The sequence below is a fragment of the Bradyrhizobium sp. WSM471 genome, assembly GCF_000244915.1.
GTDB lineage: Bacteria > Pseudomonadota > Alphaproteobacteria > Rhizobiales > Xanthobacteraceae > Bradyrhizobium.
Genome location: NZ_CM001442.1, coordinates 2,667,833 through 2,693,750, shown reverse-complemented (window position 1 = coordinate 2,693,750; position 25,918 = coordinate 2,667,833). Strand labels below are relative to the sequence as shown.

Below are 25,918 nucleotides of genomic sequence, written 5' to 3'. Positions count from 1 at the left end.
GCCTTATGCCGCGACGTGAAACTCCACGTTGACCTGGCCGCTGCCGGATGACGGAAAGTACTCGCAGAGCTGCTCGGCCCTGTCATGGTATTCGTACCAGCCAAGCGCGGCGAACAGCATGATGGTGTCGGCCATACCGCCCTCGCCGTTGCACTTGGTTGCGTAATCCGGAAGCATGTCGAGGAATTCGCGGTAGCGACGGCTCTGCCAGAGCTCGAGCACGCGGAGGTCGACCTGGCGATTGAACTCGCTGGCAACGCTCGTCCACGCCTCAGAGCCCAGCTTCTTGTTGGGCCAGAGCCGATGTGAGAGTGAGCCGCTGGCCAGGATCGCAACCCGTTCGCCGGATTTGTCGACGGCACGGCGCGTCGCCTCGCCGAGGGTGCGGCTTTCCTCGAACGACGTGAACAGCGGCGAGGCAACCGAAACCACCCTCGCGAAGCCGTCCGGGTTCATGTAGTGCATCGGCACGATCGTGCCGTATTCAAGCCCGAGGCTCGGTACCTGATGCGCGTTGACATCGAGACCTGCAACGCCGGCTTCGGCGGCGATTGCTTCGGCGAGTCTCGTGTCGCCCGGCAGATCATAGCTCAGATCCTGAATCATGTGCGGCGCCTCGTGACTGGTGAACGAGGCGCGATGCCGCGCGTTGGCGTTGATGTGATAGCCAAAATTGGAGAGCCAGTGGGTGTCGAACACCACGAAAGTGGTGACGCCGCGCGATCTCGCCCGCCGCCCGAGCTCGCGCAAGGAGTCCACGGCCGCCTCGCGCGCCGAGCGCAAGTGACTGCCGGGCTTTTCCGAGAGCATCAGCGATGGGACATGCGTGACCTTGGCTGCCAATACGAGTTGCCCCATCGCGCTCACCTCAAGCGTCAGGCCACTTGCGGCTGGCTGCCGTGGATCGCAGAGGCCAGCCGCAGCAGCAGCACGATCGAGACGTTGCCCTTGCCGGCCTCGATCTGGGCGATGTAGCGCTCGGAAATCCCGGAGCGGCGGGCCAGCTCCCGCCGCGACAGGTCGCAGCGCATGCGCGAGGACCTCAGGCGGTCGCCCAACTCGGCCAGAAACGCGGTCTCGGAATAAGGCGGCACGGCACAGCTCCCCGGCAGCACCTCGCCCGCGAAATCCCTGACTTGATTCAGCATCGGTCTATCCAATCTCGCCTTCGGGAGCGCCATCCTACGGGTGAAACGGGCGGCCTCATTGACGCGGATCAAATTCGCGCGCGAATGGCGGTCAGCGTGGACGATCGCGCGCGGGATGCTACACTTCGGAATTGTTTGCAGATGGGGCCTTTCAGGACATGGGACGTTGTTTGAGCCGCTCGATCGCGGCAGCAGTGCTGTGGGTTGCGTTCACGCCCGCGGCCGGTGCCGAGTCGCTTGCGGCGACCGTCGAGCAATGGGGCTTGCTCGGCTCATGGGCGATCGACTGCGCGGTCCGGCCCGACCGTGACAAGGGCGCGCTCTTGACCTACGAGATCCGGAAGGACGGAAGGGTGATGTACCGGCGCAATTTCGGCGAGGCCAAGGACGAAAACGAAGTGGTATCGGCGATGGTCAACGCCGACGGTCTGCTCAATGTGATGGTGTACTTCCCCTTGCTGCAGCAGACCCGCGAGTTCGGTCTGCTACTCTCGAAGCAAGGCAGCTTGCGCGCAATCTACAATCGCAGTGAGCGCGGCGAGTACACGATCAGGGACGGCAAATACGTCGCGACAGGCGCGCCAACACCCGCACAACAGCGCTGCGATTAACCCACCTGAACAGGCGTTCAGAATTCTCCTGCGATTCCTCCGGAACGTTCACGCGAATGCGCCGTTTAGATTTGCATTCCATTGGAGGAGGACATCATGAAGAAGTTTGGTTATGTGCTTGCCGCTGTCGGCGCGCTCGCGGTTGCACTGCCGACGCTCGCCAGCGCGGAGACGGTGGTGATCAAGCGCGGAGGTCATCATCACGGCATGTATGGCGCCCGCGCCGAATACGGCATGCATCGCGATCACGGCTGGCATCGCGGCTGGCACCATCGCGACCGGGTCGTCGTGATCAAGCGTGGTCACCGCCATCATTGGGACTAATGCGCAACGCAATATGGAGATGGCCCCTCACGGGGCCATCTCTTTGCGTGTACGAAACGTTCGGCGAGGTCAGTCCCATGCCGGCGCAAAGCCGGGATTGACGCAGCGCCTGTCCTTCGGCAGCGCGGCGATTTTGTTGCGGTCGGCGTCGTCGAGCGTGATCTTCAGCGCGTCGAGATTGGCCTGCTGGCTCTCTCGGCGCGAGGCCTTCGGGATCGCGGCGACACCGTTTTGGTCGAGCAGCCATTTCAGCGCGACCTGCGCGGCGGTTGCATTGTGCCTGGCGCCGATCTCGGCCAGTACCGGATCGGAGGCAACGCGCCCCTGTGCCAGCGGGCAATAGGCGACCAGCGGGATCGATTTGGCGTTGAGATAAGCCAGCACCTTCGATTGATCGAGCATGGCGTGATATTCGATCTGATTGCAGGCGATCGGCGCCTTGATGTCCTCGACCGCGATCTTGAGCAGCGCCGTGGTGAAGTTGGCGACGCCGATCGCCCGTGTGCGCCCTTCCTCCTTCAGCTGCATCAACGTCTCGAACACCGCACCCCAGTTCGCAGTCTTGGACGGCCAGTGCACGAGATAGAGATCGACATGATCGAGCCGCAGCTTGTTCAGGCTGGTGTCGAAGGCGCGGCGGATGGCGTCGGGGCTGAGGTTCTCGTGCCAGACCTTGGTCGTGACGTGCAGCTCGCCCCGCGGCAGCCGGGCCGCGGCGAGCGCCGCGCCGATCGATTCTTCGTTGCCGTACATCTCGGCGGTATCGATATGGCGATAGCCGATCGACAGGGCGCTCTCGACCGCCGCGCGGCAGGCATCGCCCTGCATGCGGAAGGTCCCGAGGCCGAGCTTGGGCATGCTGATGCCCTGTGTCTTGAGATTGTCCATGAAAAGGCTCCTGACATCGTTCAGCCCGCCGGAGGCCAGCAGCGATGCTGCGTGAGCAGACTCTTCGGGGATGGAAAAGAGGTGGCGGGAACGGACAGCATAGCGCGGCAGGCGCACGGCGGCCAATCAAGATCGGGTTAGCGTCCCTCAGGAATGCTGCGCCACCATGGCTGGACGCGCCTGCGGCTGCGGCTCGATATCGACCGACCAGAGGTCCCGATTGTCGACGTCCTTCAGCGTCACGGTCATCACGCCGGTCCGGCCATCGATGTCGACCTTGCCGAAGAACTGCAGTCCGAAACAGGGCGCGAGGTCTTCGCCCTGCGTTTCACTGCACCCGTTCTGGTACATCGCGACCGGACCAAAGGTGTCGTCGAGCTCGCCCGGGCCCCAGGTGCCGGCATGCAAGGGCCCCGAGACGAACTCCCAGAACGGGTCGAAGTCGCTAAATTGCGCCCTGTTCGGATCGTAATGGTGCGCGGCGGTGTAATGCATGTCGGCGGTGAGCCAGACGATGTTGCGGATTCCGGCGCGCTTGATGGACGCGAGAAGGTCGGCGATCTCGTGCTCGCGCCGGTCGGGCGGCCCATTGCCGAGCGCAACCGCATCGAGGCTGACCAGGCCGATCGGCAGGTCGGCCGCGATCACCTTCCAGGTCGCGCGCGAGGCCGCGAGCTCACGCTTCAGCCAGGCGAGCTGTTCGGCGCCCAGGATCCAGCCGCGGTGATCGCCGCCCTTGTTCCAGCTGTCGTCGCGATAGCTGCGCATGTCGATCATGAAGACGTCGAGCAGCGGACCATAGGCGATCTTGCGATAGACCCGCCCCTTTCGCGCGCCGATCTCGCGGATCGGCATGAAGTCGAAGAAGGCGCGGCGGGCGCGCGCGACCAGGCGGGGCGTGCCGTCATCCTCATGGCCGGCCCCGTCGTAGCTGCCGGTCGGCGACCAGTCGTTGGTGACCTCGTGGTCGTCCCATTGCGCGAACATCGGCACCTCGGCGTGGAAGGCGCGGAAGTGCTGGTCGAGATGGTTGTATTTGTAATTGCCGCGGAACTGCGCCAGCGTGTGCGCGACCTCGGATTTCTCCTCGGTCACGATGTTGCGCCAGATCTCGCCGTTCGGCAGCTTCTGCTCGGAGGGGATCGTGCAGTCGGCGTAAATGTGATCGCCGGAGTGGATGAAGAAGTCCGGGCGATTGTCGTGCATGGTGCGATAGCTGCGGTAGCCGCCGCGCGATGTGTCGATGCCCCAGCCCTGCCCCGCGGTATCGCCGGACCACAGGAACGAGATCGACCGGCCGGCACCCGGCGCAGTGCGGAAATGGCCGATGCGGCTTTCGCCAGCGATGCCGGTCGCGATGTCGTCGAAGCGCACGCGATAGAAGATGTCCTGCCCGGGAGGCAGATCATTCAGCAGCAGCTTTGAGGCGAAGTCGGCTTCGGGCAACGCATCGCGCGAAGCCGACGCGATGACGGTCTTGAAGCTTTCCACGGTCGAATAGTCCACCTGCATCCGCGCCGGCCGGTCGGCGCGCGCCCAGATCACGGCGGAGCCATCCGAGACGTCGCCGGACTGGATGCCGCCTGCGATCTGCGGACGATCAGCGGCGCGGCTGAGATGTGGCGTTGCGAGCGCGGCAACGGCGAGGCTCGAGGTGGAACGGACCAGGAATTGCCGCCGGGTCCAGGCGCGCGAGGCGCGGAGCGCTACCATTCAGGAAACCTTCGTCGACTAGCGACGGAAGGTGCCTGCGTCGTTTGACCCCCGGCTTACGGTTTCTTGACCGCGGGTCTACGGTTTTGCGACGTGCGGATGACGGCTCGGAACTAAGCTAATGCTTCCAGTTGCAGATGCCCCCGCTGCGACACGGCCAGGTCTGGATGCGGGTGTCCATCGCCTGCGCGTCGAGCGGATTGCCGTGGCGATGCGCGAGCTTGGTGCGTGCCGCGCCGCGCGGCTGCGCGGGCTTGGCGTGCGCAACCTTCGGCTCCGACACGCGCACGCGTTCGGCGGCGACTTTCTTCGGCACGTCGACCGGCACGGCGCGCGCCTGCGCCTCGTTGCCGCCGCGCGCCTCCAGAGCGACCGGCGCGAATTGGGTTTCGGGCCCGAGCCGCTTCGGCGACAACACTGCCTTCGAAAGGTCGAGGCCGAGATATTCGCTGGGCTTGTAGTCGTCAGCGCGCGCGACGCCGCCCCATGCGAGCATGAGGGCAACGGCCATTGCAAAAGGAGCGCTCTTTGGAATCACGGACGCCTCCTGAAATTGATTGTTAAGAGGTAATTTACCTCTATTTAGGAGGCGTCGCGCGCAATTCCAGCGGTCAACTGGCGCCGTGGTTAAGAAGTTTGGCGGTGTCAGGCGACCTTTCGCGGTGCACCCGTCCCTTCAAGAAACCCCATCAGACGGGTACGGATGATGGTTTCCGCCTCAGTCATGATCCTGTCGACGAGTTCCTTGCAGGTGGGGATGTCGTGGATGAGGCCTGCGACCATGCCGCAGCTCCACGCGCCCGCGTCCATCTGCCCGTCCAGCATGATCCTGGGATAGACGCCCGCGACCTGGTCGTGGATGTCGTCGATCTTCAGTCTGTCGCCCTTCTCGCGTTCGATCTCGAGCAGGCGGTCGACATTGGCGTTCTTCAGCACGCGCTCGGTATTGCGCAGGCTCCGCATGATCAGGCGGGTGTCGAGCTCGGTCGCGGCGACCAGCGCGTTCTTGACGTTCTGATGCACCGGGGCTTCCTTGGTCGCGATGAAGCGCGTGCCCATGTTCATGCCGGCCGCCCCCAGCGACAGCGCCGCGACGAGGCTGCGCCCGTCGGCCATGCCGCCGGACGCGACGAACGGGATCTTCAATTCCTCCGCCGCGCGCGGCAGCAGAATCATGTTGGGAATGTCGTCCTCGCCCGGATGGCCGCCGCACTCAAAGCCGTCAACGCTGACGGCGTCGCATCCGATGCGCTCGGCCTTCAGGGAGTGGCGCACCGAGGTGCATTTGTGGATGACCTTGATCCCGGCAGCCTTCAGCGCGGGCATGTAGGCTTCCGGGCTGCGGCCCGCGGTCTCCACGGACTTGATGCCGCCTTCGACGATGGCCGCGATGTATTCCGGATAAGGCGGCGTGGCGAAGGTCGGCAGGAAAGTGAGGTTCACGCCGAACGGCTTGTCGGTCATGTCGCGGCAGCGCGCGATCTCTTTTGCCAGCAGCTCCGGCGTCTTCTGCGTGAGACCGGTGATGATGCCGAGCCCGCCGGCATTGGAGACGGCAGCCGCCAGCTCGGCAAAGCCGACGAAATGCATGCCGCCCTGGATGATGGGGTGCTCGATGCCGAACAGTTCGGTGATCGCGGTCTTCACTTAAATTACCTCCCGGGCTTTTGCTTGGTGTGTTCGGACCAGTCTAGCCGGACTTTTGCGCCGCGGTCACCCTTTCTCTCCGAACGGCCGTTGGCTCAATGCCCCCGCGCGGGAGCGCCCAGCTTGATCGGGCGCAGCACCGCGGCGGTCGGGATCATCAGCACCGCGATGATCGCGAGCGTCCAGAACACGTCGATATAGGCGAGCAAATCGACCTGATGCTGCAAGGTGCGCCCGACCCAGGCGACCGCCTGCGAGGCCGCATCGCTCGCATTCGAGCCCTGAGCCTGGAAGAAGCGGGTCATCGTCTCGATGGTCTGCTGGTAGCCGAGGTCCGATGGCGCGGCGTGTTCGATCAGGCGGCTCTGGTGGAATTGCTGGCGCTGCGCCAGGATTGTCTGCGCCAGTGCAACGCCCATGGAGCCGCCGATATTGCGGGCGACGTTGATCAGTGCCGAGGCCTGGTTGGTCTTGTCGGGCGGCACGCCGTCATAGGACGCGGTCGTGACCGGCAGGAACAGGAAAGGCAGACCGAGCGCGAGGAAGATGCGGGACATCGCGGCATAGCCGTAGGTGATGTCGCCGGTGAGGCCCGTGAGATGCCACATCGAAAACGCGACGATGCTCGCCCCGAGCATGATGAGGTATTTCGGCTGCACGCTGCTGACGAGACGGCCCACCACCGGCATCAGCACCAGGGTCGCGATTCCGCCAGGTGAAAGCGCAAGACCCGCCAGCATGGCGGTGTAGTTCAAATCGCTCTGGAGCAGTTGCGGTAAAAGCTGCGTCGTCGAGATCAGCACCGCGCCGGTCGCAAGCATGACCAGGAAGCAGGCGGCGAACTGGCGACGGCCCAGCAGGCGAAGATCGACGATGGGATCCTCGCGCGTCAGCTCCCAAGGGATCAGCGCAAACAGTGACACGGCCGAAAGTACCGCGAAGAACACGATCACGTTCGAGCCGAACCAGTCGCTGCGCTGGCCTTCGTCGAGCACGTATTCGAGCGAGCCGAGCCCGATCGCGACCAGCAGGAAGCCGACATAGTCGACGCGCAGGCCCTTGCTCAGCAGCTTCTCCCGCTCCTCCTCCGCCCCCGATGGCTCCTTGACCAGCGTGCCGACCAGGAACAGCGACAGCATTCCCATGGGGACGTTGATCAGGAACACCCAGTGCCAGGTGTAGGTGTCGGTGATCCAGCCGCCGAGTGTCGGACCGACTACGGGCGCGACCACGACGGCGACGCCATAGATTGCGAAGGCCTGGCCGCGCTTGTGCGGCGGAAAGGAGTCGGCGAGGATCGCCTGCTCGCTGGTCGCCATCCCGCCACCGCCGAGGCCCTGAAGGATGCGGAACAGCACAAGCGACTGCAAATTCCAGGCGAAGCCGCACAAAAGCGACGAGAGCGTGAAGATCGCAACGCAGATCATGTAGAAGCGCTTGCGGCCGATCACGGTCGACAGCCAGCCCGAGATCGACAGCACGATGGCGTTGGCGACGAGATAGCTGGTGATGACGTAGGTGCTCTCGTCGATGCCGACGGCAAGCCCACCGGCGATGTGGCGCAAGGCGACATTGGCAATGGTGGTGTCGAGTACCTCCATGAAGGTCGCGATCGAGACGACGAATGCGATGAGGTAGGGATTATGACCGCCCGCCGCCGAGCGCTCCGGCGACCAGCCGCCCGCTGACGCGCCCCCTTGCGCCGTGTCCGTCATCGCACCCTGGTCCAGGGCACGACCGACATGCCGGGGCCAACGGGCAAATCGGCTGGCCAGCTGTCGACCACGATCTTCACCGGCACGCGCTGCACCACCTTGACGTAATTGCCGGTGGCGTTCTCCGCCGGCAACAGGCTGAACGCAGTGCCGGAGCCCGGCTGCACGGACTCGACGTGACCGGTCAGCTTGCGCCCGGGATAGGCGTCGATGCGGATCTCAACCGGCTGGCCCGGCCGCATGTCGTTGAGCTGCGTCTCCTTGTAGTTGGCGACGATCCAGACTTCGTCAGGCACGAACATCATCAGGCTCTGGCCCGGGTTGACGAAAGTGCCCTTGGCGCCGCTGAGCTTGACGACGCGGCCGGACTGCGCGGCAACGACGCTGGTATATTGCAGGTTCAGCTTGGCCTGATCAAGCTGCGCCTGCGACTGCTGGAGCTGCGCCCGGGCGCCTTCGAGCTGGGCCTGCAGCGTCTTGATGCCGACTTGCGCGGCCGTCACCGCGGTCTTCGCGCGCTCAGTATTGGCCTGCTGCGCCTGAAGATCGGAGCGGGTCTGCTGCTGGCGCTGCACGGTGCCTGCGCCCTTCTCGACCAGATCCTGAGCGCGCGCGAATTCTTCCTGCGAGAACTTGAGCTGGGCCTGGGCCTGATCGAGCTGCGCCTCCGCCTGCTTGATCTGCTCCTGCTGAGAAACGATCTGCGCCTCGACATTGGCGATGTTCGCCCTGGCGACCGCGACCTGAGCATTGGCCTGATCGATGGCGATGCGATAGTCGCGCTCGTCGATCTTGGCGAGAAGGTCCCCGGCTTTGACATGCTGGTTGTCCGTGACCGGGATCTCGGTCACGTACCCGCCGACCTTGGAGGCCACGGAAAAGCTGCGCGCGGCGACGAAAGCATCGTCGGTGGATTCATAGTGGCGTACCTGAAGCCAGTAGAGCACTCCGCCGATCAGGGCCGCGAGCAAGACAATGGTGCCAACGGTTGCCACCAACCAATGCTCGCGAATCCGGTCCCGCAGCGACGGCGCCTTCGCCGGCTTCGAGTCCTTGGCTTCGCGGACCTGATCAGGAGAGGTCTTCGGAGCTTCCTTCGCCCTCTGCGGCTGCTCCGCGGATGGATCACGCTCCCGGGTTTGAGCATCCACGGTGAACACCTTTCTCAGGGATCAAACTGGCGGCAGAGCCGCCAAAGCCGGCTCACGCGACGCGAGCCCAACTGCAACTCCTGATCATGGTTCCGCTCGTTGCGAGCACCATCGCGTTCGTGAACGCCCTGCCTAAAAAGCGAGCGCGGCGCACCGGGTGCCGCGCTCGCGTCGAGCTTCCTTTCAGCGGAAATGTCTAAGCGGCGGGGACGCCGTAATAGGAATCGATGCCGCGAACCGCGGCGTCGTCACCCCAGTTCCACTCGCTCCGTTCGCCGTATTTCGGCGCGCCTTCCAGCTCCTTGGTGGTGATGCCGGTGATATAGCCGCCGAGCTCCGTGTCGTATTTCAGCGACTGCCACGGCAGCGGATAATGGTCGTTGCCGAGGCCCAGAAATCCGCCGAAGCCGAGCACGGCGTAGGATACCTTGCCGCTGATCTTGTCGATCATCACGCGTTCGATCGAGCCGATTTTGTTGCGATCGGCGCCGTAGACCGATGTTCCCTCGACCTTGTCGCTACCGATCAACCGACCCATTTCGTCTCGGTCCAGTTCACCCTGATTCAACATCTCAATTCTCCACTCAGCCAGTGTGAGACAACCCGAAGAGGTGCGCGATCGTTCCGGCATGTTCCTTCAGACTTGAGGAACATCGCCGGAAACGGGCGGTTCTCTCAACTTCAAATCCCGGAAACCAAATACCGGAACACGAAGGGCGCCCTCGATGTCCCAGACCGTCTCCGACTTCATCGTTCAACGTCTGCATCAATGGGGCGTGCGCCACCTCTTTGGCTATCCCGGCGACGGCATCAACGGCGTATTCGGCGCCCTTCAGCGCGCTGAGGGCAAGATCGGTTTCGTCCAGACGCGGCATGAGGAGATGGCCGCCTTCATGGCCACCGCCTATGCGAAGTTCTCCGGCCAGCTCGGGGTGTGTATCGCAACTTCGGGTCCCGGCGCCTCGCACCTGATCACCGGGCTCTACGATGCCCTGCTCGATCACCAGCCCGTGCTCGCGATCGTCGGTCAGCAGGCACGCAATGCGCTGGGCGGACACTATCAGCAGGAACTCGACCTCGTCTCGATGTTCAAGGATGTGGCTGGCGCCTATGTCATGCAGGCATCCTCGCCCGCGCAAATCCGGCATCTGATCGATCGGTCGATCCGGATCGCGTTGGCCCGGCGGACGCCCACTGTGGTCATCCTGCCCAACGATATCCAGGAGGAGCCCTACGAGGATCCGCCGCGCGCACACGGCACCCTGCACTCCGGCGTCGGCTATAGCGCGCCAAGCATCAAGCCTCGTGACACTGACCTCGATCGTGCCGCCGAGGTGCTCAACGCCGGCAAGAAGGTCGCGATGCTCATCGGCGCCGGCGCGCTCCATGCCACCGAAGAGGTGATCGCCGTCGCCGACCGCTTGTCCGCCGGCTGCGCCAAGGCACTGCTCGGCAAGGCGGCGCTCCCGGACGATCTGCCCTGGGTCACCGGCTCGATCGGCCTGCTCGGCACCGAGCCCAGCTACAACATGATGATGGAATGCGACACGCTGCTGATGGTCGGCTCCGGGTTTCCGTATTCCGAGTTCCTGCCGAAGGAAGGCGCGGCGCGCGGCGTGCAGATCGACATCGACGCCAGCATGATGTCGATCCGTTTTCCCATGGAGGTCGGCCTGGTCGGTGATGCCGCCGAGACGCTACGCGCCCTGCTGCCGCGGCTCGCACCCAAGACCGACGGCGCCTGGCGCCAGGGGATTCAAGAGGACGTCGCGAAATGGTGGAAGACGCTCGATGATCGGGCACATCAGCCCGCGGCACCGGTCAATCCGCAGCTCGTCACCTGGGAGCTGTCGCCGCGCCTGCCTGACCGTGCCATCATCACCAGCGATTCCGGCTCCTGCGCCAACTGGTTCGCGCGCGACCTGAAGATGCGTCGCGGCATGACGGCCTCGCTCTCGGGCGGCCTCGCCTCGATGGGTGCCGCGGTGCCCTATGCGCTCGCCGCGAAATACGCCCATTCCGACCGCCCGGTGATTGCCCTCGTCGGCGACGGCGCGATGCAGATGAACAACATGGCCGAGCTGATCACCGCCGCGAAATATTGGCGCGACTGGAAGGATCCGCGCTTCGTCGTCTGCGTCTTCAACAACGAAGATCTCAACCAGGTGACCTGGGAGCAGCGTATCATCAACGGGGATCCGAAATTCGAGGCATCGCAGCGCATCCCAAACGTGTCCTATTCGCGGTTTGCCGAGCTGATCGGCCTCTCCGGCATCTATGTCGACAGCCCGCAGATGCTGGGCTCGGCGTGGGAGCAGGCGCTGGCGAGCCGGATGCCGGTGGTGCTGGAGGTGAAGACCGACCCCGAAGTGCCGCCTTTGCCGCCGCACATCACCCTGCAGCAGGCCAAGAACTTCGCGCTTGCGCTGATGAAGGGCGATCCCAACGAGAGCGGAGTGATCAAGGGGGCGGCGCGGCAGGTGTTGGAAAAGATCCTGCCTGGAAGTGAATGAGGTGAAGCATGAGCGATTTCCGCGATATCCAGCACGGCGTCAACGATCCCGTCGATGGCCTCGACGTGAAGCGGCAGATCAACGACAACCGGACGCCGCACGAGCGGGCACAACGCCATGCAGACGTGCGTGCCGAGGCCACCGCGACGCCGACCGAGCCGTTTCTGCCCGAACGGCTTCGCCGCAAGCCGACGGATCCGATCAATCCGCGCACCGGGCGGCGTCCAACGGATTAGCCGTTAGGAACCTCGGCCCCCGCGGCGTGTTGGTCGGCGCAACGTCGCGCGGCGAGAGGCTGCGCGCCCATTCGAAGGGATCGGACCATGAAACGAATGATTATCGCAGCTGCCTGCGTGCTTCTCGCAGGTCCCGCGCTCGCCCAGTCGCTCGGCGAGAAGACCGGCGTCAACTCGGCGCTCGGCGTCGCGCCTGCCACCGCCGACTTCGTCAAGGAAGTCGCCATCAGCGACATGTTCGAGATCGAGTCGAGCAAGCTCGCCGAGCAGAAAGGCAACGCGCAGGAGAAGACCTTTGCGCAGCAGATGGTGACCGACCACACCAAGACCAGCAGCGAACTCAAGGGCCTCGTCAGCGGCGGCAAGGTGAAGGCGACCCTGCCGACAGCGCTCGACAGTTCGCACCAGAGCAAGCTCGACAAGCTCAAGAGTGCGAATGGGAAGGACTTCAGCTCGGATTACAATTCGTACCAGGTCAGTGCTCATGAGGACGCGGTCTCGCTGTTCGAGCGTTACGCCAAGGGCGGCGACAATTCCGACCTGAAGGATTGGGCCGGCAAGACGCTGCCGGCGCTCAAGCACCATCTCGAAATGGCCAAGGAGCTCGGCAAGGCGCCGAGCGTCGGCCAATCGTCCAAGTAATGGTTGCCGAGGACGCCGGCCTGCAGTCGGCGTCCTCTCGTTTTGCAACGATGCCTGTCTCCGCGCATTGAGATCGCGAGATCGCGGAGAGCCTCATGACACATCAAGACAAGACTTCATTATCCCGCCGGCACGTCGTCCAAGCGGCGAGCGCAACGCTCGCTGCTGCGCTGGCCTCTTCGACAGCGAAAGGAGACACATCCATGGCTGAGCAGAAACTCGTCGATCCCGTCAGTCGTTTTCCAAAGCCGCCGTTCAAAAAACAGTCGCAGCCCTGGCCTGGCCTTGCCGGCAAGATGGAGCCGCCGCCGGATCACGGCGAGAGCAGCTACAAGGGCTCTGGCCGGCTCGCGGGCCGCAAGGCGCTGATCACCGGCGGCGATTCCGGTATGGGCCGCGCCGCTGCGATAGCCTATGCACGCGAAGGCGCCGACGTCGCCATCAACTATCTCCCGGCCGAAGAGCCGGATGCGCAGGACGTCATCGCGCTGATCAAGAAGGAAGGGCGCACCGGGCTCGCGATTCCCGGCGACCTCAAGGATGAGGCTTTCTGCAAGCAGCTGGTGGAGCAGGCCGTCCAAGGTCTCGGCGGACTCGACATCGTCGTCTGCAACGCGGCGCGGCAGCAGACACGTGCGTCCATTCTCGACGTCTCCTCGGAAGACTTCGATGCGACCATGAAGACCAACATCTACGCGCCGTTCTGGATCATCAGGGCGGCGCTGCCGCATTTGAAGCCCGGCTCGTGCATCATCGGCACGACGTCGGAGCAGGCTTACGATCCCTCGCCCGATCTCTACGACTACGCGCAGACCAAGGCAGCGACGATGAATTACGTCAAATCGCTGGCGAAGCAGCTCGCCTCGAAGGGCATTCGCGTCAATGGCGTCGCCCCGGGACCGATCTGGACGCCGCTCCAGGTCTCCGGCGGCGCTACAATGGAGAAGCTCGAAAAATTCGGCGGCATGACGCCGCTCGGCCGTCCCGGCCAGCCCGCCGAACTGGCCTCGATTTACGTGCAGCTTGCCGCGGCCGACGCGAGCTATGCGACCGGCCAGGTGTATGGGTCCGCTGGCGGATCGGGACAGCCGTAGCCCGGCGCTGCAGGCTGATGTCACGCGGCAGAGCCCAGGAACCTTCTTTGTCTCCGGGCTTTACAAAACTGTCACAAAGGACATTACGCTTGCAGACAGATGGCATTGGTAGAGGTCAAACCCAGCCGGATCGATACCGCGATCGCGGATACGATTGCTGATCACACCAATTCAGGCGTCGAGCACACGGCGCAGACATTAACCTGGGCCGCCGACGAGCACGTGCTGCTCGCGCTGGCCGCAATAGGGTGGCTCTACACTCACATTCGGCAGCCGCAACAGCGGCCCGTGGCAAATCACATCTTGGCCGTGTCGCTGGCAACGGCCGTCCTGCCGCATCTCCTGAAATCCGTGTTCGATCAGACCAGGCCAGACCGGCTGACCATACGCGGGCACGGGCATGGAGTACCCGTCTCAGGACGGGCGCGCGACGCCTTCCCCTCCGGTCACGCGGTCCATATGGGCGCCCTTGCCTCGGCGGCGGGCTTGCTGCCGAAGACGCCGCGCCGATTGCTGCGCACAGCCGCAATCGCACTATCGCTGACCCGGATCGCGGTACTCGCGCACTGGGCAAGCGACGTGGTCGAAGGCTTTGCGCTTGGCGCGGCCGTCGAGAGACTCTTGCGGCCATGGACACTGACGCAATCGTTCCGCAAGCAAGTCAATCGGCGGGAAAAGCCGTGACCGAATACATCGTGCGCTTCATCGCCGGTGGCATCATCGTCTCCGCTTTTGCGATCTTGGGCGACATGCTCAAACCCAAAAGCTTTGCGGGGTTGCTCGGCGCAGCACCGTCGGTCGCACTGGCGACGCTCGGCATCGCCGTCGTCCAGCACGGCCCGCAATATGCCGCGGCCGAAAGCTGGACGATGATCTATGGCGCGGTCGCGCTCGGCTGCTACAGCGTCGTGGTCTGCCATCTGCTGATCAGATATCGTCTGTCCGCGCTGCCCGCGACCGTCCTCGCTGTCATCGTCTGGCTTGCGGTCGCCTTCGGCCTGCTCGCCGGCTTCGGAGGTGCGGCCTGATGCCGGTCAAGCTGTCGCTCTCCGCGCTCAAGCAGACACGCTGGTACGAATACGGCATTCGTTTCCTGCTGGGGGGCCTGGCGACCGTGCTCACGGGGGTTCTGGGAGCGCGCTTCGGTGTGTCCGTCGGCGGACTTTTCCTTGCGCTTCCCGCCATCTTCTGCGCGAGCGCCACGCTGGTCGAAAGCCATGAACGCCGCACCAAGGAGAAGGCCGGCCTCAGCGGCACGCGCCGCGGGCAAGAGGCCGCCGGGCTCGACGCAGCTGGTGCCGCCTGGGGAAGCATCGGTCTCCTGGCATTCGCCGCCGTCTTTCATTTCACCGTGGCTGCAAGCGTTCCGGGCGCTTTCGCTGCCGCGTTGATAGTCTGGGCCTTCGTTTCGGTCTTGGCCTGGTGGCTCAGGCGCAAGCTGCGCATCGTCTCCCGCAAACCGCACCGATCAGCGCATTCACTATCGGCCAAGGGCTCTCCCCTTGCGAAGCGCTAGCCCGCTTTGGCATGCGTTGCCGGCTGCAGTCTCGGCGGTTGAAGGCCCGGGCTGTTGGCCCAGCGCTCGACCTGCTCGATGACCTTCTGGTGGCTTGGGCGCACCGGCTTGGGTGCGTCGCTCACTTCGAGATGTATGCGGGGCAATCTGACTTCGTTCGTCATGATGTCTCTCCCATTTGCCGGGAGCATACACCTGCCCAAGAACATTTGCATCACATAACTTATTGAAATTGCTGTTCTTTTTTACTAACTTGGCGCCGTAGCCGCATCTTGTGGAACCGCGGCCGAATGAGTTCGTTGAGTAAACTACTCAACTTGCTCATTTTGGATGATTGATCATGAACGACCTTCGCGCCGAGCGGCTCCAGGTCATGCTGTCACCGGAAGAACTGGCCGCGGTGGACGACTTCCGGTTCAAACATCGCATGCCGACGCGAGCCGCGGCCGTGCGCGAGCTCCTCAAGCTTGGATTGGCCGCTGCCGCGGTCGATGCAGGGAGCAATGTCAAATCGAGCAGCTTCGGGGTTTTCGGGCGCGGCCCGGACGGCCACACACACGCCAATTCGGCGCGCGACTCCGAGGATTAATCCAACCTGATGCTCAAGCAAACGGCCCCGGCACGGGAGTGCCAGGGCCGTCCTTGGAGATTGCTTCCGGATCACCGGGGGCATGACAACCGGAAGCAATCCCTCGACTCTTTGCGCGGGGATTCGTTCCTGATGGAATTAGCCGCTCGGGGCGTCGCCGGAATCATCCGGCGTCATGCCGGAGCCGGGCGTCTTGCTGTTGTCGTTCAATTTGGGATCGCGCGTGGCCTCGCGAGAGGGCGAGCCCTCCGGCTCCGACTTGTGCACGGTCTGCGCACGCTGCTTGTCCCGCGGCTGCTGTTCACCGCGTTGATCTCTGATGATGCCTTGGTCGGAATGGGCCATGATAGCTCTCGCCTCTTTGCTGTCTCGAAGCGCTTACGCGCCGGAGCGTCGAAGGTTCCGACCCGCGAGATCAGACTGCTAACTGTGCGCCGAGTGCACCGGCGCCGATGCATTTTCGTGATGCACCTGCCGCACCGTCGTCACGGTGGCGAACGCGACCGACACGCCAAAGGCGAGGACGAGCGAAAGAAGAGCCAGACGTGGAGCCATTGCAAAAACCTCCTGGAATAGGAAATCAACGCGATCGACTGTTACGAATGATCCTGCTTGCTGTCCGTGAGCAGTCTCACACGCAGATCCACGAAAACGACAGCATTACGCATCCTGCTTTTGAGGCCTGCGCGCTGGAACGGGCGGCACCTCGCCGTCGAGCCAATCCTGCTCGTCGGCAAGTGCCGTCCACGCATTCGCCATGCGCAGAAAACGATTGTGTGACGGCTGTCCTTCGGCGCGCTCAGCGAGCTGGAGGCAGTTGTCGGCGTTATCCCTGAAGATCTCGGACTGTTTCATGAAGATGAATTGGGGACGGAACCGCCGCGTCGCAACCGCCCTTACCGGATCATAACATCTGCGGAACTTTCGACCGCTGTCTGCCATTGAATATCCATGCGGATTCTCCTCGCGATGGTTTTGGCGTTCATCAGCACGGCAGCGCTTGCCGACAGCACCGGGGAGCGAAGGCCGGCCGGCCGCACGCCGACCGCAACCGAGACCATCAGCGATCTCTACACCTTCAGCCGCTTCCAGCAGGGTCTGCTGGAGAGCACCGACCTCAAGGGCAATGCCGAGGTCAAGAACCTCGCCGCCCTGCGCGCCGAAGAAGCGGCCCGGCGTGACAAGGCTCTGAAGTTGATTCAGGAGGCGATCGGCACCGAACCGCGCATCACCAAGACGACCCCGGCGAGCGCGAGCCTGATCGAGCCCGAAACCTCGGACGGGCCGACTTTCGTCAGAAGCTTCTATGCCGCGCAGATTCCCGAGTATGAAGCGGTGATCGACCTGCTCGAACGCTATCTCAAGGCGCCCGACAATGCCGCGCTTGCAGCGTTCGCGCGAGAGCAGCTCCCTCTGTTGCGCTCGCAGGTCAAGGACGCCGAGCGCACGATGGCAGACAAGTAGGGCGGCCAAGCAACCCCTTACTTTTGCCGGTTCTCCGGCCGCGCGCTGCGGTTGCCCTCCAGCATCTTGTCCCTGCCGGCATCCCCATTATCATCCTTGCCGCCCGAACTCGACGTGCCGCTACCGCTGGGATTGGACCGGGTCGACGTACCCGTGGTTGGTGTGTCCGCGCGTGGCGTGGCGGAGCTTGCGGCGGGATCACCGGTGACGGCCCCGCGGCCGCTGGGGGCCCCACCTTGCGCGAACGCCGATCCGGCCAACAACATCACCGTGCCGATGACGGCAAATCCTTTCATGTGGGCTCTCCCTGTATTTGCGGGCTAACGGCAGGCCCGGGCCTCCGTTCCGCAAAGGGATCAAGTCCTAGAAACAAGTTGCTGAGAACAGGTCAGAAAAACATTGGAACCCGATGGAACCATTCTGAATGGACGCACTTATGCTAATCGGGCTGAGCAAAGCAGGTTCCACTTCCGGGCGCCGTGACGTTGGCGCTTGATTTCGAATTTGGCTGACGCTCTATTTTGATAAACCGCGTCTTGCCTGGGAATCGGCCGACGCCTGCGGGGGACAAATTATGAGCGACCTCGATCCCGGATCTGCATCACGTTCCGGTCGTCGCATTCCAAAGCCAAAGACCAACGGCATGTCGGAGCCGGATTCCCGGGCAGAATTGCTGCTCGCCCTGCAGGCCATGCGCAACGGCGATTTCTCGGTGCGCATGAGCGGCGACTATCTCGGCATCGACGGCAAGCTCGCCGACACTTTCAACGACATCATCGCCGCCAATCAGCGCATGGCGCAGCAGCTCGAGCTGGTCGGCCAGGTCGTGGGCCGCGAGGGCAAGACGCGCCAGCGCGTGAAGTTTGGGCTGGCCTCCGGCTCCTGGGCCGACATGGAAGGCTCGGTCAACACGCTGATCGACGATTTGCTGTGGCCGACGCGCGAGGTGACGCGAGCGGTCGCGGCCGTGGCACAGGGCGACCTGCTCCAGACCGTCAAGCTCGACGTCGATGGACGTCCCCTGCGCGGCGAATTCCTGCAGTCGGCGACCATCGTCAACACCATGATCAAGCAGCTCGGCGTGTTCACCTCCGAGGTGACGCGCGTGGCGCGCGAGGTCGGCACCGAAGGCAAGCTCGGCGGCCAGGCCCAGGTGCCTGAGGTGACCGGCGTCTGGAAGGATCTGACCGAGAGCGTCAACTCGATGGCGAACAACTTGACCAACCAGGTTCGCAACATCGCCGAGGTGACGATCGCAGTTGCGAACGGCGACCTCTCGAAGAAGATCACGGTCGACGTCCGCGGCGAGATCCTTCAGCTCAAGGAAGCCATCAACACGATGGTGGACCAGCTCCGCTCCTTTGCCTCGGAAGTGACGCGCGTGGCGCGCGAGGTCGGCACCGACGGCAAGCTTGGCGGCCAGGCCATCGTGCCCGGCGTCGCCGGAACCTGGAAGGATCTCACCGACAGCGTCAACGCGATGTGCGGCAACCTCACCGCACAGGTGCGCAACATCGCCAACGTCACCACCGCCGTGGCGCGCGGCGACCTGTCGCGCAAGATCACGGTGGACGTGCGCGGCGAAATCCTGGAGCTGAAGGACACCATCAACACTATGGTGGACCAGCTCAACTCGTTCGCCTCGGAAGTGACGCGCGTGGCGCGCGAGGTCGGCACCGAAGGCAAGCTCGGCGGCCAGGCCCAGGTGCCGGGCGTCGCCGGTACCTGGAAGGACCTCACCGACAACGTCAACTTCATGGCGTCGAACCTCACCGCGCAGGTCCGCAACATCGCCGATGTTGCCACCGCCATCGCGAGCGGCGACCTCTCGAAGAAGATCACGGTGAACGTCTCGGGCGAAATCCTTCAATTGAAGGAAACGCTCAACACCATGGTCGATCAGCTCAACGCCTTTGCCGGCGAAGTCACGCGCGTCGCGCGCGAGGTCGGCACCGAGGGCCGGCTCGGCGGCCAGGCCAACGTGCTCGGCGTCGCCGGCACCTGGAAGGACTTGACCGAGAGCGTCAACTCGATGGCCTCGAACCTCACCGCGCAGGTCCGTAACATCGCGGAGGTGACGACCGCGGTCGCCGGCGGCGATCTGTCGAAAAAGATCACCGTCGATGTCCGCGGCGAAATCCTGGAGCTGAAAGACACCATCAACACCATGGTGGACCAGCTCAACGCCTTTGCCGGCGAAGTCACGCGCGTGGCCCGCGAGGTCGGCACCGAAGGCAAGCTCGGCGGCCAGGCCCAGGTGCGCGGCGTCGCCGGCACCTGGAAGGATCTCACCGACAGCGTCAACTCGATGGCCTCGAACCTGACCGGCCAGGTCCGCAACATCGCCGAAGTCGCGACCGCGGTGGCCAAGGGCGATTTGTCGAAGAAGATCACCGTCAACGTGTCAGGCGAAATCCTTCAGCTGAAGGAAACGCTCAACACCATGGTGGACCAGCTCAACGCCTTCGCCGGCGAAGTCACGCGCGTCGCGCGCGAAGTCGGCACCGAAGGCAAGCTCGGCGGCCAGGCCGAAGTGCCCGGCGTGGCCGGCACGTGGAAAGACCTCACCGACAGCGTCAACTCGATGGCGGGCAACCTCACCGCCCAGGTCCGCAACATCGCCGAAGTCGCGACCGCGATCGCCGGTGGCGATCTGTCCCGCAAGATTACCGTCGACGTGCGCGGCGAGATCCTTCAGCTCAAGGACACGCTGAACACGATGGTCGACCAGCTCAACCGCTTCGCGGGCGAGGTGACGCGCGTGGCGCGCGAGGTCGGCACCGAAGGCCGCCTCGGCGGCCAGGCCAACGTGCCCGGCGTGGCCGGCACCTGGAAGGACCTCACCGACAGCGTCAACTCGATGGCGGGCAACCTCACCGCCCAGGTCCGCAACATCGCCGAAGTGACCACGGCCGTGGCGCGCGGCGACCTCTCGCGCAAGATCACCGTCGACGTCCGTGGCGAGATTTTGGAGCTGAAGAATACCATCAACACCATGGTGGACCAGCTCAACGGCTTCGCCGGTGAAGTGACGCGCGTCGCGCGCGAGGTCGGCACCGAAGGCAAGCTCGGCGGCCAGGCCGAGGTGCCCGGCGTTGCCGGCACCTGGAAGGATCTCACCGACAACGTCAACTTCATGGCCTCGAACCTCACGGCGCAGGTCCGCAACATCGCCGAGGTCGCGACCGCGATCGCCGGCGGCGACCTGTCGAAGAAGATCACGGTGGACGTGCGTGGCGAGATTCTGCTGCTCAAGGACACCTTGAACACCATGGTCGAGCAACTCCGCTCCTTCGCCGCGGAAGTGACGCGCGTCGCGCGCGAAGTCGGCACCGAGGGCCGGCTCGGCGGCCAGGCCGTCGTGCCCGGCGTCGGCGGCACCTGGAAGGACCTCACCGACAACGTCAACCTGCTGGCCGCGAACCTCACCACCCAGGTCCGCAACATCGCCGAAGTCACCACCGCCGTCGCGCGCGGCGACCTGTCGCGCAAGATCACCGTCGACGTGAAGGGCGAAATCCTCGAGCTCAAGAACACCATCAACACCATGGTGGACCAGCTCAATGCGTTCGCCGGCGAAGTGACGCGCGTTGCCCGCGAGGTCGGCACCGAAGGCGAACTCGGCGGCCAGGCCCAGGTGCCCGGCGTCGCCGGCACCTGGAAGGACCTCACCGACACCGTCAACTTCATGGCGGCGAACCTGACCGAGCAGGTCCGCGGCATCGTCAAGGTGGTGACCGCGGTCGCCAACGGCGACCTCAAGCAGAACCTCACAGTGAAATCGAAGGGCGAGGTCGCGGCGCTCGCCGACACCATCAACAATATGACCGAGACGCTCGCGACCTTCGCCGACCAGGTGACGTCGGTGGCGCGCGAGGTCGGCGTCGAGGGCCGGCTCGGCGGTCAGGCCGACGTGCCCGGCGCCGCGGGCACCTGGAAGGATCTCACCGGCAACGTCAATTTGCTGGCAGCCAACCTCACCTCGCAGGTGCGCGCGATCGCGGAAGTGGCGACCGCCGTGACCAAGGGTGACCTGACGCGATCGATCCAGGTCGACGCCCGCGGAGAGGTCGCGGAGCTGAAAGACAACATCAACACGATGATCACGAACCTCCGTCTTACGACGGACGTGAACACCGAACAGGACTGGCTGAAGACCAATCTGGCAAAATTCACCAACATGCTTCAGGGCCAGCGCGACCTCACCACCGTTGGTCGCCTGCTGTTGACCGAATTGTCGCCGCTGGTGAACGCACATACCGGCGTGATCTATCAGGTCGAGAACGAAGACAGTCCGCGGCTCCTGCTGCTTGCCTCCTATGCCGGTGACGGAGTCTATCCGTATCCGCGCGTGCTACCATTCGGCGACGGCCTGATCGGCCAATGCGCGCTCGACCGGCGCCCACGCGTGATTGCGGACATTCCGGCCGACGTGGTGCCGATCAATTCGGCGCTGCTTCGCGTCGCGCCGAAGAACCTCGTGGTGCTGCCGGTGCTGTTCGAAGGCCAGGTCAAGGCGGTCATCGAGCTCGCCTCGCTCACCTCCTTCACGACCTCGCAGATGACCTTCCTGGAGCAGCTCACGGACTCGATCGGCATCGTGCTCAACTCGATCGAGGCGACGATGCAGACCGAAGGCCTGCTCAAGCAGTCGCAGCAGCTCGCCGGCGAGCTCCAGACCCAGCAGCGCGAACTGCAGCAGACCAACGACCAGCTCGAACAGAAGGCGCAGCAGCTCGCCGAGCGCAACGTCGAAGTCGAGCGCAAGAACCAGGAGATCGAGCAGGCCCGCCGCGCACTGGAGGAAAAGGCAACCGAGCTCGCGCTGACCTCGAAGTACAAGTCCGAATTCCTGGCCAATATGAGCCACGAGCTGCGCACGCCGCTGAACTCGATCCTGATCCTCGGCCAGCAGCTCACCGACAACCCGGACGGCAATCTTACCGGCAAGCAGGTCGAATTCGCCCGCACCATCCATGGCGCCGGCACCGACCTGCTCAATCTCATCAGCGACATTCTCGATCTCTCCAAGATCGAGTCCGGTACGGTGACGGTCGACGCCGAGGAAATCCTGACCGCGAACCTGCTCGAGACGGTCGGGCGGCCGTTCCGTCACGAGGCGGAGAACCGCAATTTGTCGTTCAAGATCGACGTCGATCCGAATCTCGCGCGCAGCCTCGTCACCGACTCCAAGCGCCTGCAGCAGGTTTTGAAGAACCTGCTCTCCAACGCCTTCAAGTTCACCGCCGAGGGCGAAGTGCGCCTTAAGGTGGCCGCCGCAGTCGGCGGCTGGGGCACGGATCATCCCGTGCTGAACTCGGCGCCGGCCGTGATCGCATTCGAAGTGTCCGACACCGGCATCGGCATTCCCCTGGAGAAGCAGAAGCTGATCTTCGAGGCGTTCCAGCAAGCGGATGCCGGCACCAGCCGCAAATATGGCGGCACCGGCCTCGGCCTTGCGATCAGCCGTGAGCTCGCAAGCCTGCTCGGCGGCGAGATCCACCTGCGCAGCTTGCCAGGCAAGGGGTCGTGCTTCACGCTTTACCTGCCGCTGAAATATTCCGGCCCGACGCTCGCGCCCCGCGCGGCGCCCCAACAGAGCCAGCCGCCGGCGCTGCAGCCCGCTACAGCCGAACCGCAGCGCGTTATCGAGCAGCTTCCCGACGACCGGCTCAACCTCGAACCCGGCGACAGCATCCTCCTGATCGTCGAGGACGACCCGCACTATGCGCGCGTGCTGGTCGACCTCGCGCGCGACAAGGGATTCAAGGTGCTGGTCGCCGCCCGCGGCGCAGAGGCGCTGGAACTTGCAAAGCAGTACCAGCCGAGGGCCGTCTCGCTCGACGTATTCCTGCCGGATATGCTCGGCTGGACTGTGCTGAGCCAGCTCAAGCACAATCCGCTGACCCGCCACATCCCCGTGCAGATCATCACGCTCGACGAGGACCGCCAGCATGCGCTGGCGCGCGGCGCCTTCTCCTTCGTCAACAAGCCGACGACGACCGAGGGTGTCTCGGCCGCGCTGACGCAGATCAAGGAATATGCGCGGCCACGGCGCAAGCGGCTGCTGATCGTCGAGGACAACGAGGCCGAGCAACTCTCGATCCGTGAGCTCCTGCACCACGACGACATCGAGATCGTGGCGACCGGCACCGGTGCCGACGCGCTCTCGATGCTGCGTGAGAACCCCTGTGATTGCGTCGTGCTCGACCTGCGCCTGCCCGACATGACCGGCTTCGAGGTGCTGGACCAGATCCGGAACGATGACGCGCTATCGAATGTTCCGGTCGTCGTCTTCACCGGCCGCGAGCTGTCGGCCGAGGAAGATGCGGAACTCCACACCATGGCGCGGAGCATCGTGGTCAAGGGCGTGGAATCGCCGGAGCGCCTGCTTGACGAGACCGCGCTGTTCCTGCACCGCGTGATCACGGAATTGCCGGTCGAGAAACAGCGCATGCTCGAGAAGCTGAACAGTTCCGACGAGGACCTGATCGGCAAGACCGCCCTGCTCGTCGACGACGACGCCCGCAACATCTTCGCGCTGTCGAGCGTGCTGGAGCGGCGCGGCATGAAGGTGCTGACGGCCACGACCGGGAACGAGGCGGTGACCCTGGTCGAATCCAACCCGGAGATCGCCATCGTGCTGATGGACATTATGATGCCGCAGATGGATGGGTATCAGACGATCGGCGTCATTCGTGAAAATCCGACCTTCGCCCGTCTCCCGATCATCGCGTTGACGGCCAAGGCCATGAAGGGCGACCGCGAGAAATGCCTCGAGGCCGGCGCGTCGGACTACCTCGCCAAACCCGTCAACACCGATCAATTGCTGCTTGCAATCCGCATGTGGCTGCACCGCTGAGTTGGATGCCCGTATGGACCACGAAAAGGTCAACATCCTCCTCGTCGACGACCAGCCGGCCAAGCTGCTCGCCTATGAGGTGATCCTGAAGGATCTCGGCCAGAACCTCGTGATCGCCTCGTCCGGTCGCGAGGCCCTGGAGGTGCTGCTCAAGACCGAGATCGCGGTGATCCTGGTCGACGTCTGCATGCCCGAGCTCGACGGCTTCGAGCTCGCCGCGATGATCCGCGAGCACCCGCGCTTCCAGAAGACCGCGATGATCTTCATCTCGGCCATTCAAGTCAGCGACATTGACCGCCTGCGCGGCTACGAGATGGGCGCCGTCGACTACGTCCCCGTGCCGGTCGTGCCGGAGGTGCTGCGCGCCAAGGTCAAGGTGTTCGCAGAGCTCTATCGCAAGACGCGCGAACTCGAGCGGCTGAACCAGGATCTCGAGGACCGCGTGCGTGCACGCACCGCCGAGCTGGAGAATTCCACCGCAAAGCTGCGCGAGAGCGAAGAGCGGCGCAGCATGGCGATCGCCGCCGGCAAGATGGGCTCCTGGGACTGGGACTGGATCACGGGCGACTGGATGTGGGACGAGGGGCAATACCGCATCTTCGGCGTTGGCCCGGAGAGCTTCGAGGTGAACCCGGCCAACGTTCAGGCGCTGTTGCATCCGGATGACGTCGATCAGTTGCGCAAGGCGATCGCCGAATTCAACAAGGGCACACGCTCCTATGAAACGGAGTTCCGCATCGTGCGGCCCGACGGCGATGTGCGCTGGTGTGTCGGCACGGCCGCCGCCACGGTCGACGAGAGCGGTCGGGTCATGCGCGTCAGCGGCGTGACGGTGGACATCACCGAACGCAAGCGCGCGGAGGAACGGCAGACTCTGCTGGCGCGGGAAGTCGACCATCGGGCCAAGAATGCGCTGGCGCTGGCGCAATCGATCGTGCGCCTCACCCGCGCCGACGAGGTGAAAGCCTATGTCAGCGCCGTCGAGGGACGCATCAATGCACTGGCGCGCGTGCATACGATCCTGTCGCTATCGAGCTGGCAGGGCGCCGAACTCTCGAAGCTGATCGACGAGGAGCTTGCGCCCTATTCCCTCGGCGGCCAGATCAAATTGGCGGGGTCCGAAGTTCAGTTGCTGCCCGCGACCGCCCAGACGCTGGCGCTGGCGCTGCATGAACTTTTCACCAACTCGGCGAAGTATGGCGCGCTCTCGACGCGGACGGGACGGCTCGCAATCGGCTGGCAGGTCGAGGACGAACTGCTCACCCTGACGTGGGAGGAATCCGGCGGCCCGCTTGTCAAGACGCCGAAATCCCGCGGCTTTGGTACGCGGAGCCTGCTTGCGAGCGTCGAGTCCCAGCTCGGCGGGCAGGCGCGATTCGATTGGCGCGCCGAGGGCCTGTTGTGCCGGCTCGAGGTGCCGTTGGTCGGCAAGAGTGCCGCGACAACCGCGCCCGGCAACTTCGAAGCCGCCGGCTCCGCCGAATTGCAGCGCGCGTCCGGTTAACCGGAGGCCGCACTCTTCCTGCGCTCGATCGTTTGCGGTTCGCGCGCGACCCGTCCCTCGAGCCAGGCTTCCGTTTGGGCGAGATCACGCAGCGCCTTGGCATAGCGCCGCGCCGCGCTTCGCTCCGCGCCGCGGGGCAGCTTGCGCGCCTTGCGGAGGATGTCCGCCGCGGCGTTACGATAAGCCAGAGAGCGATAGAGAAAGACCACCTTACCCATATCGAATGTTCCCGTGTTGCGTGGTCATTCTTGCAGGCTTGGCATGAACGTCGGATGAAGCGGGCGATAACGATTCCTTCATG

28 protein-coding genes are annotated in these 25,918 nt (G+C 64.2%); 13 read left to right on the top strand and 15 right to left on the bottom strand.

Features of this window, described 5'->3' with window-relative positions; genetic code table 11:
- Positions 1–3: 3 nt before the first annotated feature.
- Both hpaD and BRA471DRAFT_RS11665 read right to left on the bottom strand, forming a co-directional pair.
- Positions 4–858: a 3,4-dihydroxyphenylacetate 2,3-dioxygenase gene (gene hpaD / locus BRA471DRAFT_RS11670; protein ID WP_007607355.1), complete on the bottom strand. Its 855-nt coding sequence runs from the start codon at positions 856–858 to the stop codon at positions 4–6.
- 17 nt (positions 859–875) lie between these two features.
- Positions 876–1,148 carry a helix-turn-helix domain-containing protein gene (locus BRA471DRAFT_RS11665; protein ID WP_007607351.1) on the bottom strand — a complete coding sequence of 91 codons (273 nt, stop codon included), beginning with the start codon at positions 1,146–1,148 and terminating at the stop codon, positions 876–878.
- A 158-nt stretch (positions 1,149–1,306) separates the two neighbouring features.
- Here BRA471DRAFT_RS11665 and BRA471DRAFT_RS11660 point away from each other — a divergent pair, with 158 nt between their 5' ends.
- The gene (locus BRA471DRAFT_RS11660; RefSeq protein WP_007607349.1) at positions 1,307–1,759 is read left to right on the top strand and encodes a hypothetical protein; all 453 of its coding nucleotides are present in this window, start codon (positions 1,307–1,309) and stop codon (positions 1,757–1,759) included.
- 96 nt (positions 1,760–1,855) lie between these two features.
- On the top strand, positions 1,856–2,083 hold the full coding sequence (locus BRA471DRAFT_RS11655) for a hypothetical protein (protein ID WP_007607347.1): 228 nt from the start codon (positions 1,856–1,858) through the stop codon (positions 2,081–2,083).
- A 69-nt stretch (positions 2,084–2,152) separates the two neighbouring features.
- On the opposite strand, the gene BRA471DRAFT_RS11650 is transcribed toward BRA471DRAFT_RS11655, so the two are convergent.
- The 7 genes from BRA471DRAFT_RS11650 to BRA471DRAFT_RS11620 form a co-directional block, all read right to left on the bottom strand.
- On the bottom strand, positions 2,153–2,971 hold the full coding sequence (locus tag BRA471DRAFT_RS11650; protein ID WP_007607345.1) for an aldo/keto reductase: 819 nt from the start codon (positions 2,969–2,971) through the stop codon (positions 2,153–2,155).
- A 147-nt stretch (positions 2,972–3,118) separates the two neighbouring features.
- Entirely contained in the window at positions 3,119–4,684 is a 1,566-nt protein-coding gene (locus BRA471DRAFT_RS11645; protein WP_007607344.1) for an alkaline phosphatase, read from the bottom strand.
- Between the two features lie 118 nt (positions 4,685–4,802).
- Complete coding sequence (locus tag BRA471DRAFT_RS11640) at positions 4,803–5,195, bottom strand: hypothetical protein (protein WP_371258311.1); 393 nt, start codon at positions 5,193–5,195, stop codon at positions 4,803–4,805.
- A gap of 134 nt (positions 5,196–5,329) precedes the next feature.
- The gene (locus tag BRA471DRAFT_RS11635; RefSeq protein WP_007607341.1) at positions 5,330–6,331 is read right to left on the bottom strand and encodes a nitronate monooxygenase family protein; all 1,002 of its coding nucleotides are present in this window, start codon (positions 6,329–6,331) and stop codon (positions 5,330–5,332) included.
- Positions 6,332–6,426: 95 nt separating this feature from the next.
- Positions 6,427–8,046 (bottom strand): DHA2 family efflux MFS transporter permease subunit, encoded by a 1,620-nt coding sequence (locus BRA471DRAFT_RS11630; RefSeq protein WP_007607339.1) that lies wholly within the window; start codon positions 8,044–8,046, stop codon positions 6,427–6,429.
- Complete coding sequence (locus BRA471DRAFT_RS11625; protein WP_007607337.1) at positions 8,043–9,197, bottom strand: HlyD family secretion protein; 1,155 nt, start codon at positions 9,195–9,197, stop codon at positions 8,043–8,045. The genes BRA471DRAFT_RS11630 and BRA471DRAFT_RS11625 overlap by 4 nt, the downstream gene beginning before the upstream one ends.
- A 196-nt stretch (positions 9,198–9,393) precedes the next feature.
- Entirely contained in the window at positions 9,394–9,768 is a 375-nt protein-coding gene (locus BRA471DRAFT_RS11620) for a PRC-barrel domain-containing protein (RefSeq protein WP_007607335.1), read from the bottom strand.
- Positions 9,769–9,922: 154 nt separating this feature from the next.
- Here BRA471DRAFT_RS11620 and BRA471DRAFT_RS11615 point away from each other — a divergent pair, with 154 nt between their 5' ends.
- From BRA471DRAFT_RS11615 to BRA471DRAFT_RS11585, 7 genes are all read left to right on the top strand, one after another.
- Entirely contained in the window at positions 9,923–11,710 is a 1,788-nt protein-coding gene (locus BRA471DRAFT_RS11615; protein ID WP_007607333.1) for a thiamine pyrophosphate-requiring protein, read from the top strand.
- Positions 11,711–11,718: 8 nt separating this feature from the next.
- Positions 11,719–11,946: a hypothetical protein gene (locus tag BRA471DRAFT_RS11610; RefSeq protein WP_007607330.1), complete on the top strand. Its 228-nt coding sequence runs from the start codon at positions 11,719–11,721 to the stop codon at positions 11,944–11,946.
- An 87-nt stretch (positions 11,947–12,033) separates the two neighbouring features.
- Positions 12,034–12,588, top strand: a complete 555-nt coding sequence (locus BRA471DRAFT_RS11605) for a DUF4142 domain-containing protein (RefSeq protein ID WP_007607327.1) — start codon at positions 12,034–12,036, stop codon at positions 12,586–12,588.
- A 203-nt stretch (positions 12,589–12,791) separates the two neighbouring features.
- Entirely contained in the window at positions 12,792–13,682 is an 891-nt protein-coding gene (locus BRA471DRAFT_RS11600) for an SDR family oxidoreductase (protein ID WP_007607319.1), read from the top strand.
- Between the two features lie 99 nt (positions 13,683–13,781).
- Positions 13,782–14,366 (top strand): phosphatase PAP2 family protein, encoded by a 585-nt coding sequence (locus BRA471DRAFT_RS11595; RefSeq protein WP_007607315.1) that lies wholly within the window; start codon positions 13,782–13,784, stop codon positions 14,364–14,366.
- Positions 14,363–14,710 carry a DUF3147 family protein gene (locus BRA471DRAFT_RS11590; RefSeq protein ID WP_007607314.1) on the top strand — a complete coding sequence of 116 codons (348 nt, stop codon included), beginning with the start codon at positions 14,363–14,365 and terminating at the stop codon, positions 14,708–14,710. The genes BRA471DRAFT_RS11595 and BRA471DRAFT_RS11590 overlap by 4 nt, the downstream gene beginning before the upstream one ends.
- Entirely contained in the window at positions 14,710–15,198 is a 489-nt protein-coding gene (locus BRA471DRAFT_RS11585) for a hypothetical protein (protein ID WP_007607313.1), read from the top strand. The genes BRA471DRAFT_RS11590 and BRA471DRAFT_RS11585 overlap by 1 nt, the downstream gene beginning before the upstream one ends.
- Here the strand turns inward: BRA471DRAFT_RS11585 and BRA471DRAFT_RS38830 are convergent.
- The gene (locus tag BRA471DRAFT_RS38830; protein WP_007607312.1) at positions 15,195–15,362 is read right to left on the bottom strand and encodes a hypothetical protein; all 168 of its coding nucleotides are present in this window, start codon (positions 15,360–15,362) and stop codon (positions 15,195–15,197) included. The two genes, BRA471DRAFT_RS11585 and BRA471DRAFT_RS38830, sit on opposite strands and share 4 nt — an antisense overlap.
- Positions 15,363–15,538: 176 nt before the next feature.
- Here BRA471DRAFT_RS38830 and BRA471DRAFT_RS11575 point away from each other — a divergent pair, with 176 nt between their 5' ends.
- Complete coding sequence (locus BRA471DRAFT_RS11575; RefSeq protein WP_007607311.1) at positions 15,539–15,787, top strand: hypothetical protein; 249 nt, start codon at positions 15,539–15,541, stop codon at positions 15,785–15,787.
- A 138-nt stretch (positions 15,788–15,925) separates the two neighbouring features.
- Here the strand turns inward: BRA471DRAFT_RS11575 and BRA471DRAFT_RS11570 are convergent, their stop codons facing one another.
- From BRA471DRAFT_RS11570 to BRA471DRAFT_RS11565, 3 genes are all read right to left on the bottom strand, one after another.
- Entirely contained in the window at positions 15,926–16,132 is a 207-nt protein-coding gene (locus BRA471DRAFT_RS11570) for a hypothetical protein (protein WP_007607310.1), read from the bottom strand.
- Between the two features lie 78 nt (positions 16,133–16,210).
- A complete protein-coding gene (locus BRA471DRAFT_RS39980) occupies positions 16,211–16,342 on the bottom strand; it encodes a hypothetical protein (protein WP_007607309.1) in 132 nt (43 codons plus the stop codon).
- Between the two features lie 105 nt (positions 16,343–16,447).
- Entirely contained in the window at positions 16,448–16,642 is a 195-nt protein-coding gene (locus BRA471DRAFT_RS11565) for a hypothetical protein (protein WP_035974876.1), read from the bottom strand.
- Between the two features lie 96 nt (positions 16,643–16,738).
- Between BRA471DRAFT_RS11565 and BRA471DRAFT_RS11560 the strand changes: the two genes are divergently transcribed.
- Complete coding sequence (locus tag BRA471DRAFT_RS11560) at positions 16,739–17,251, top strand: DUF4142 domain-containing protein (protein ID WP_035973865.1); 513 nt, start codon at positions 16,739–16,741, stop codon at positions 17,249–17,251.
- Positions 17,252–17,268: 17 nt separating this feature from the next.
- Here BRA471DRAFT_RS11560 and BRA471DRAFT_RS11555 read toward each other — a convergent pair whose 3' ends face one another.
- Positions 17,269–17,547 (bottom strand): hypothetical protein, encoded by a 279-nt coding sequence (locus tag BRA471DRAFT_RS11555; RefSeq protein ID WP_007607301.1) that lies wholly within the window; start codon positions 17,545–17,547, stop codon positions 17,269–17,271.
- A 278-nt stretch (positions 17,548–17,825) separates the two neighbouring features.
- Between BRA471DRAFT_RS11555 and BRA471DRAFT_RS11550 the strand changes: the two genes are divergently transcribed.
- The gene (locus BRA471DRAFT_RS11550; RefSeq protein ID WP_007607297.1) at positions 17,826–24,113 is read left to right on the top strand and encodes a HAMP domain-containing protein; all 6,288 of its coding nucleotides are present in this window, start codon (positions 17,826–17,828) and stop codon (positions 24,111–24,113) included.
- 13 nt (positions 24,114–24,126) lie between these two features.
- Complete coding sequence (locus tag BRA471DRAFT_RS11545) at positions 24,127–25,617, top strand: HWE histidine kinase domain-containing protein (protein WP_007607295.1); 1,491 nt, start codon at positions 24,127–24,129, stop codon at positions 25,615–25,617.
- Here the strand turns inward: BRA471DRAFT_RS11545 and BRA471DRAFT_RS11540 are convergent.
- Complete coding sequence (locus BRA471DRAFT_RS11540) at positions 25,614–25,835, bottom strand: hypothetical protein (protein ID WP_007607293.1); 222 nt, start codon at positions 25,833–25,835, stop codon at positions 25,614–25,616. The genes BRA471DRAFT_RS11545 and BRA471DRAFT_RS11540 overlap by 4 nt on opposite strands.
- Between the last annotated feature and the right edge of the window lie 83 nt (positions 25,836–25,918).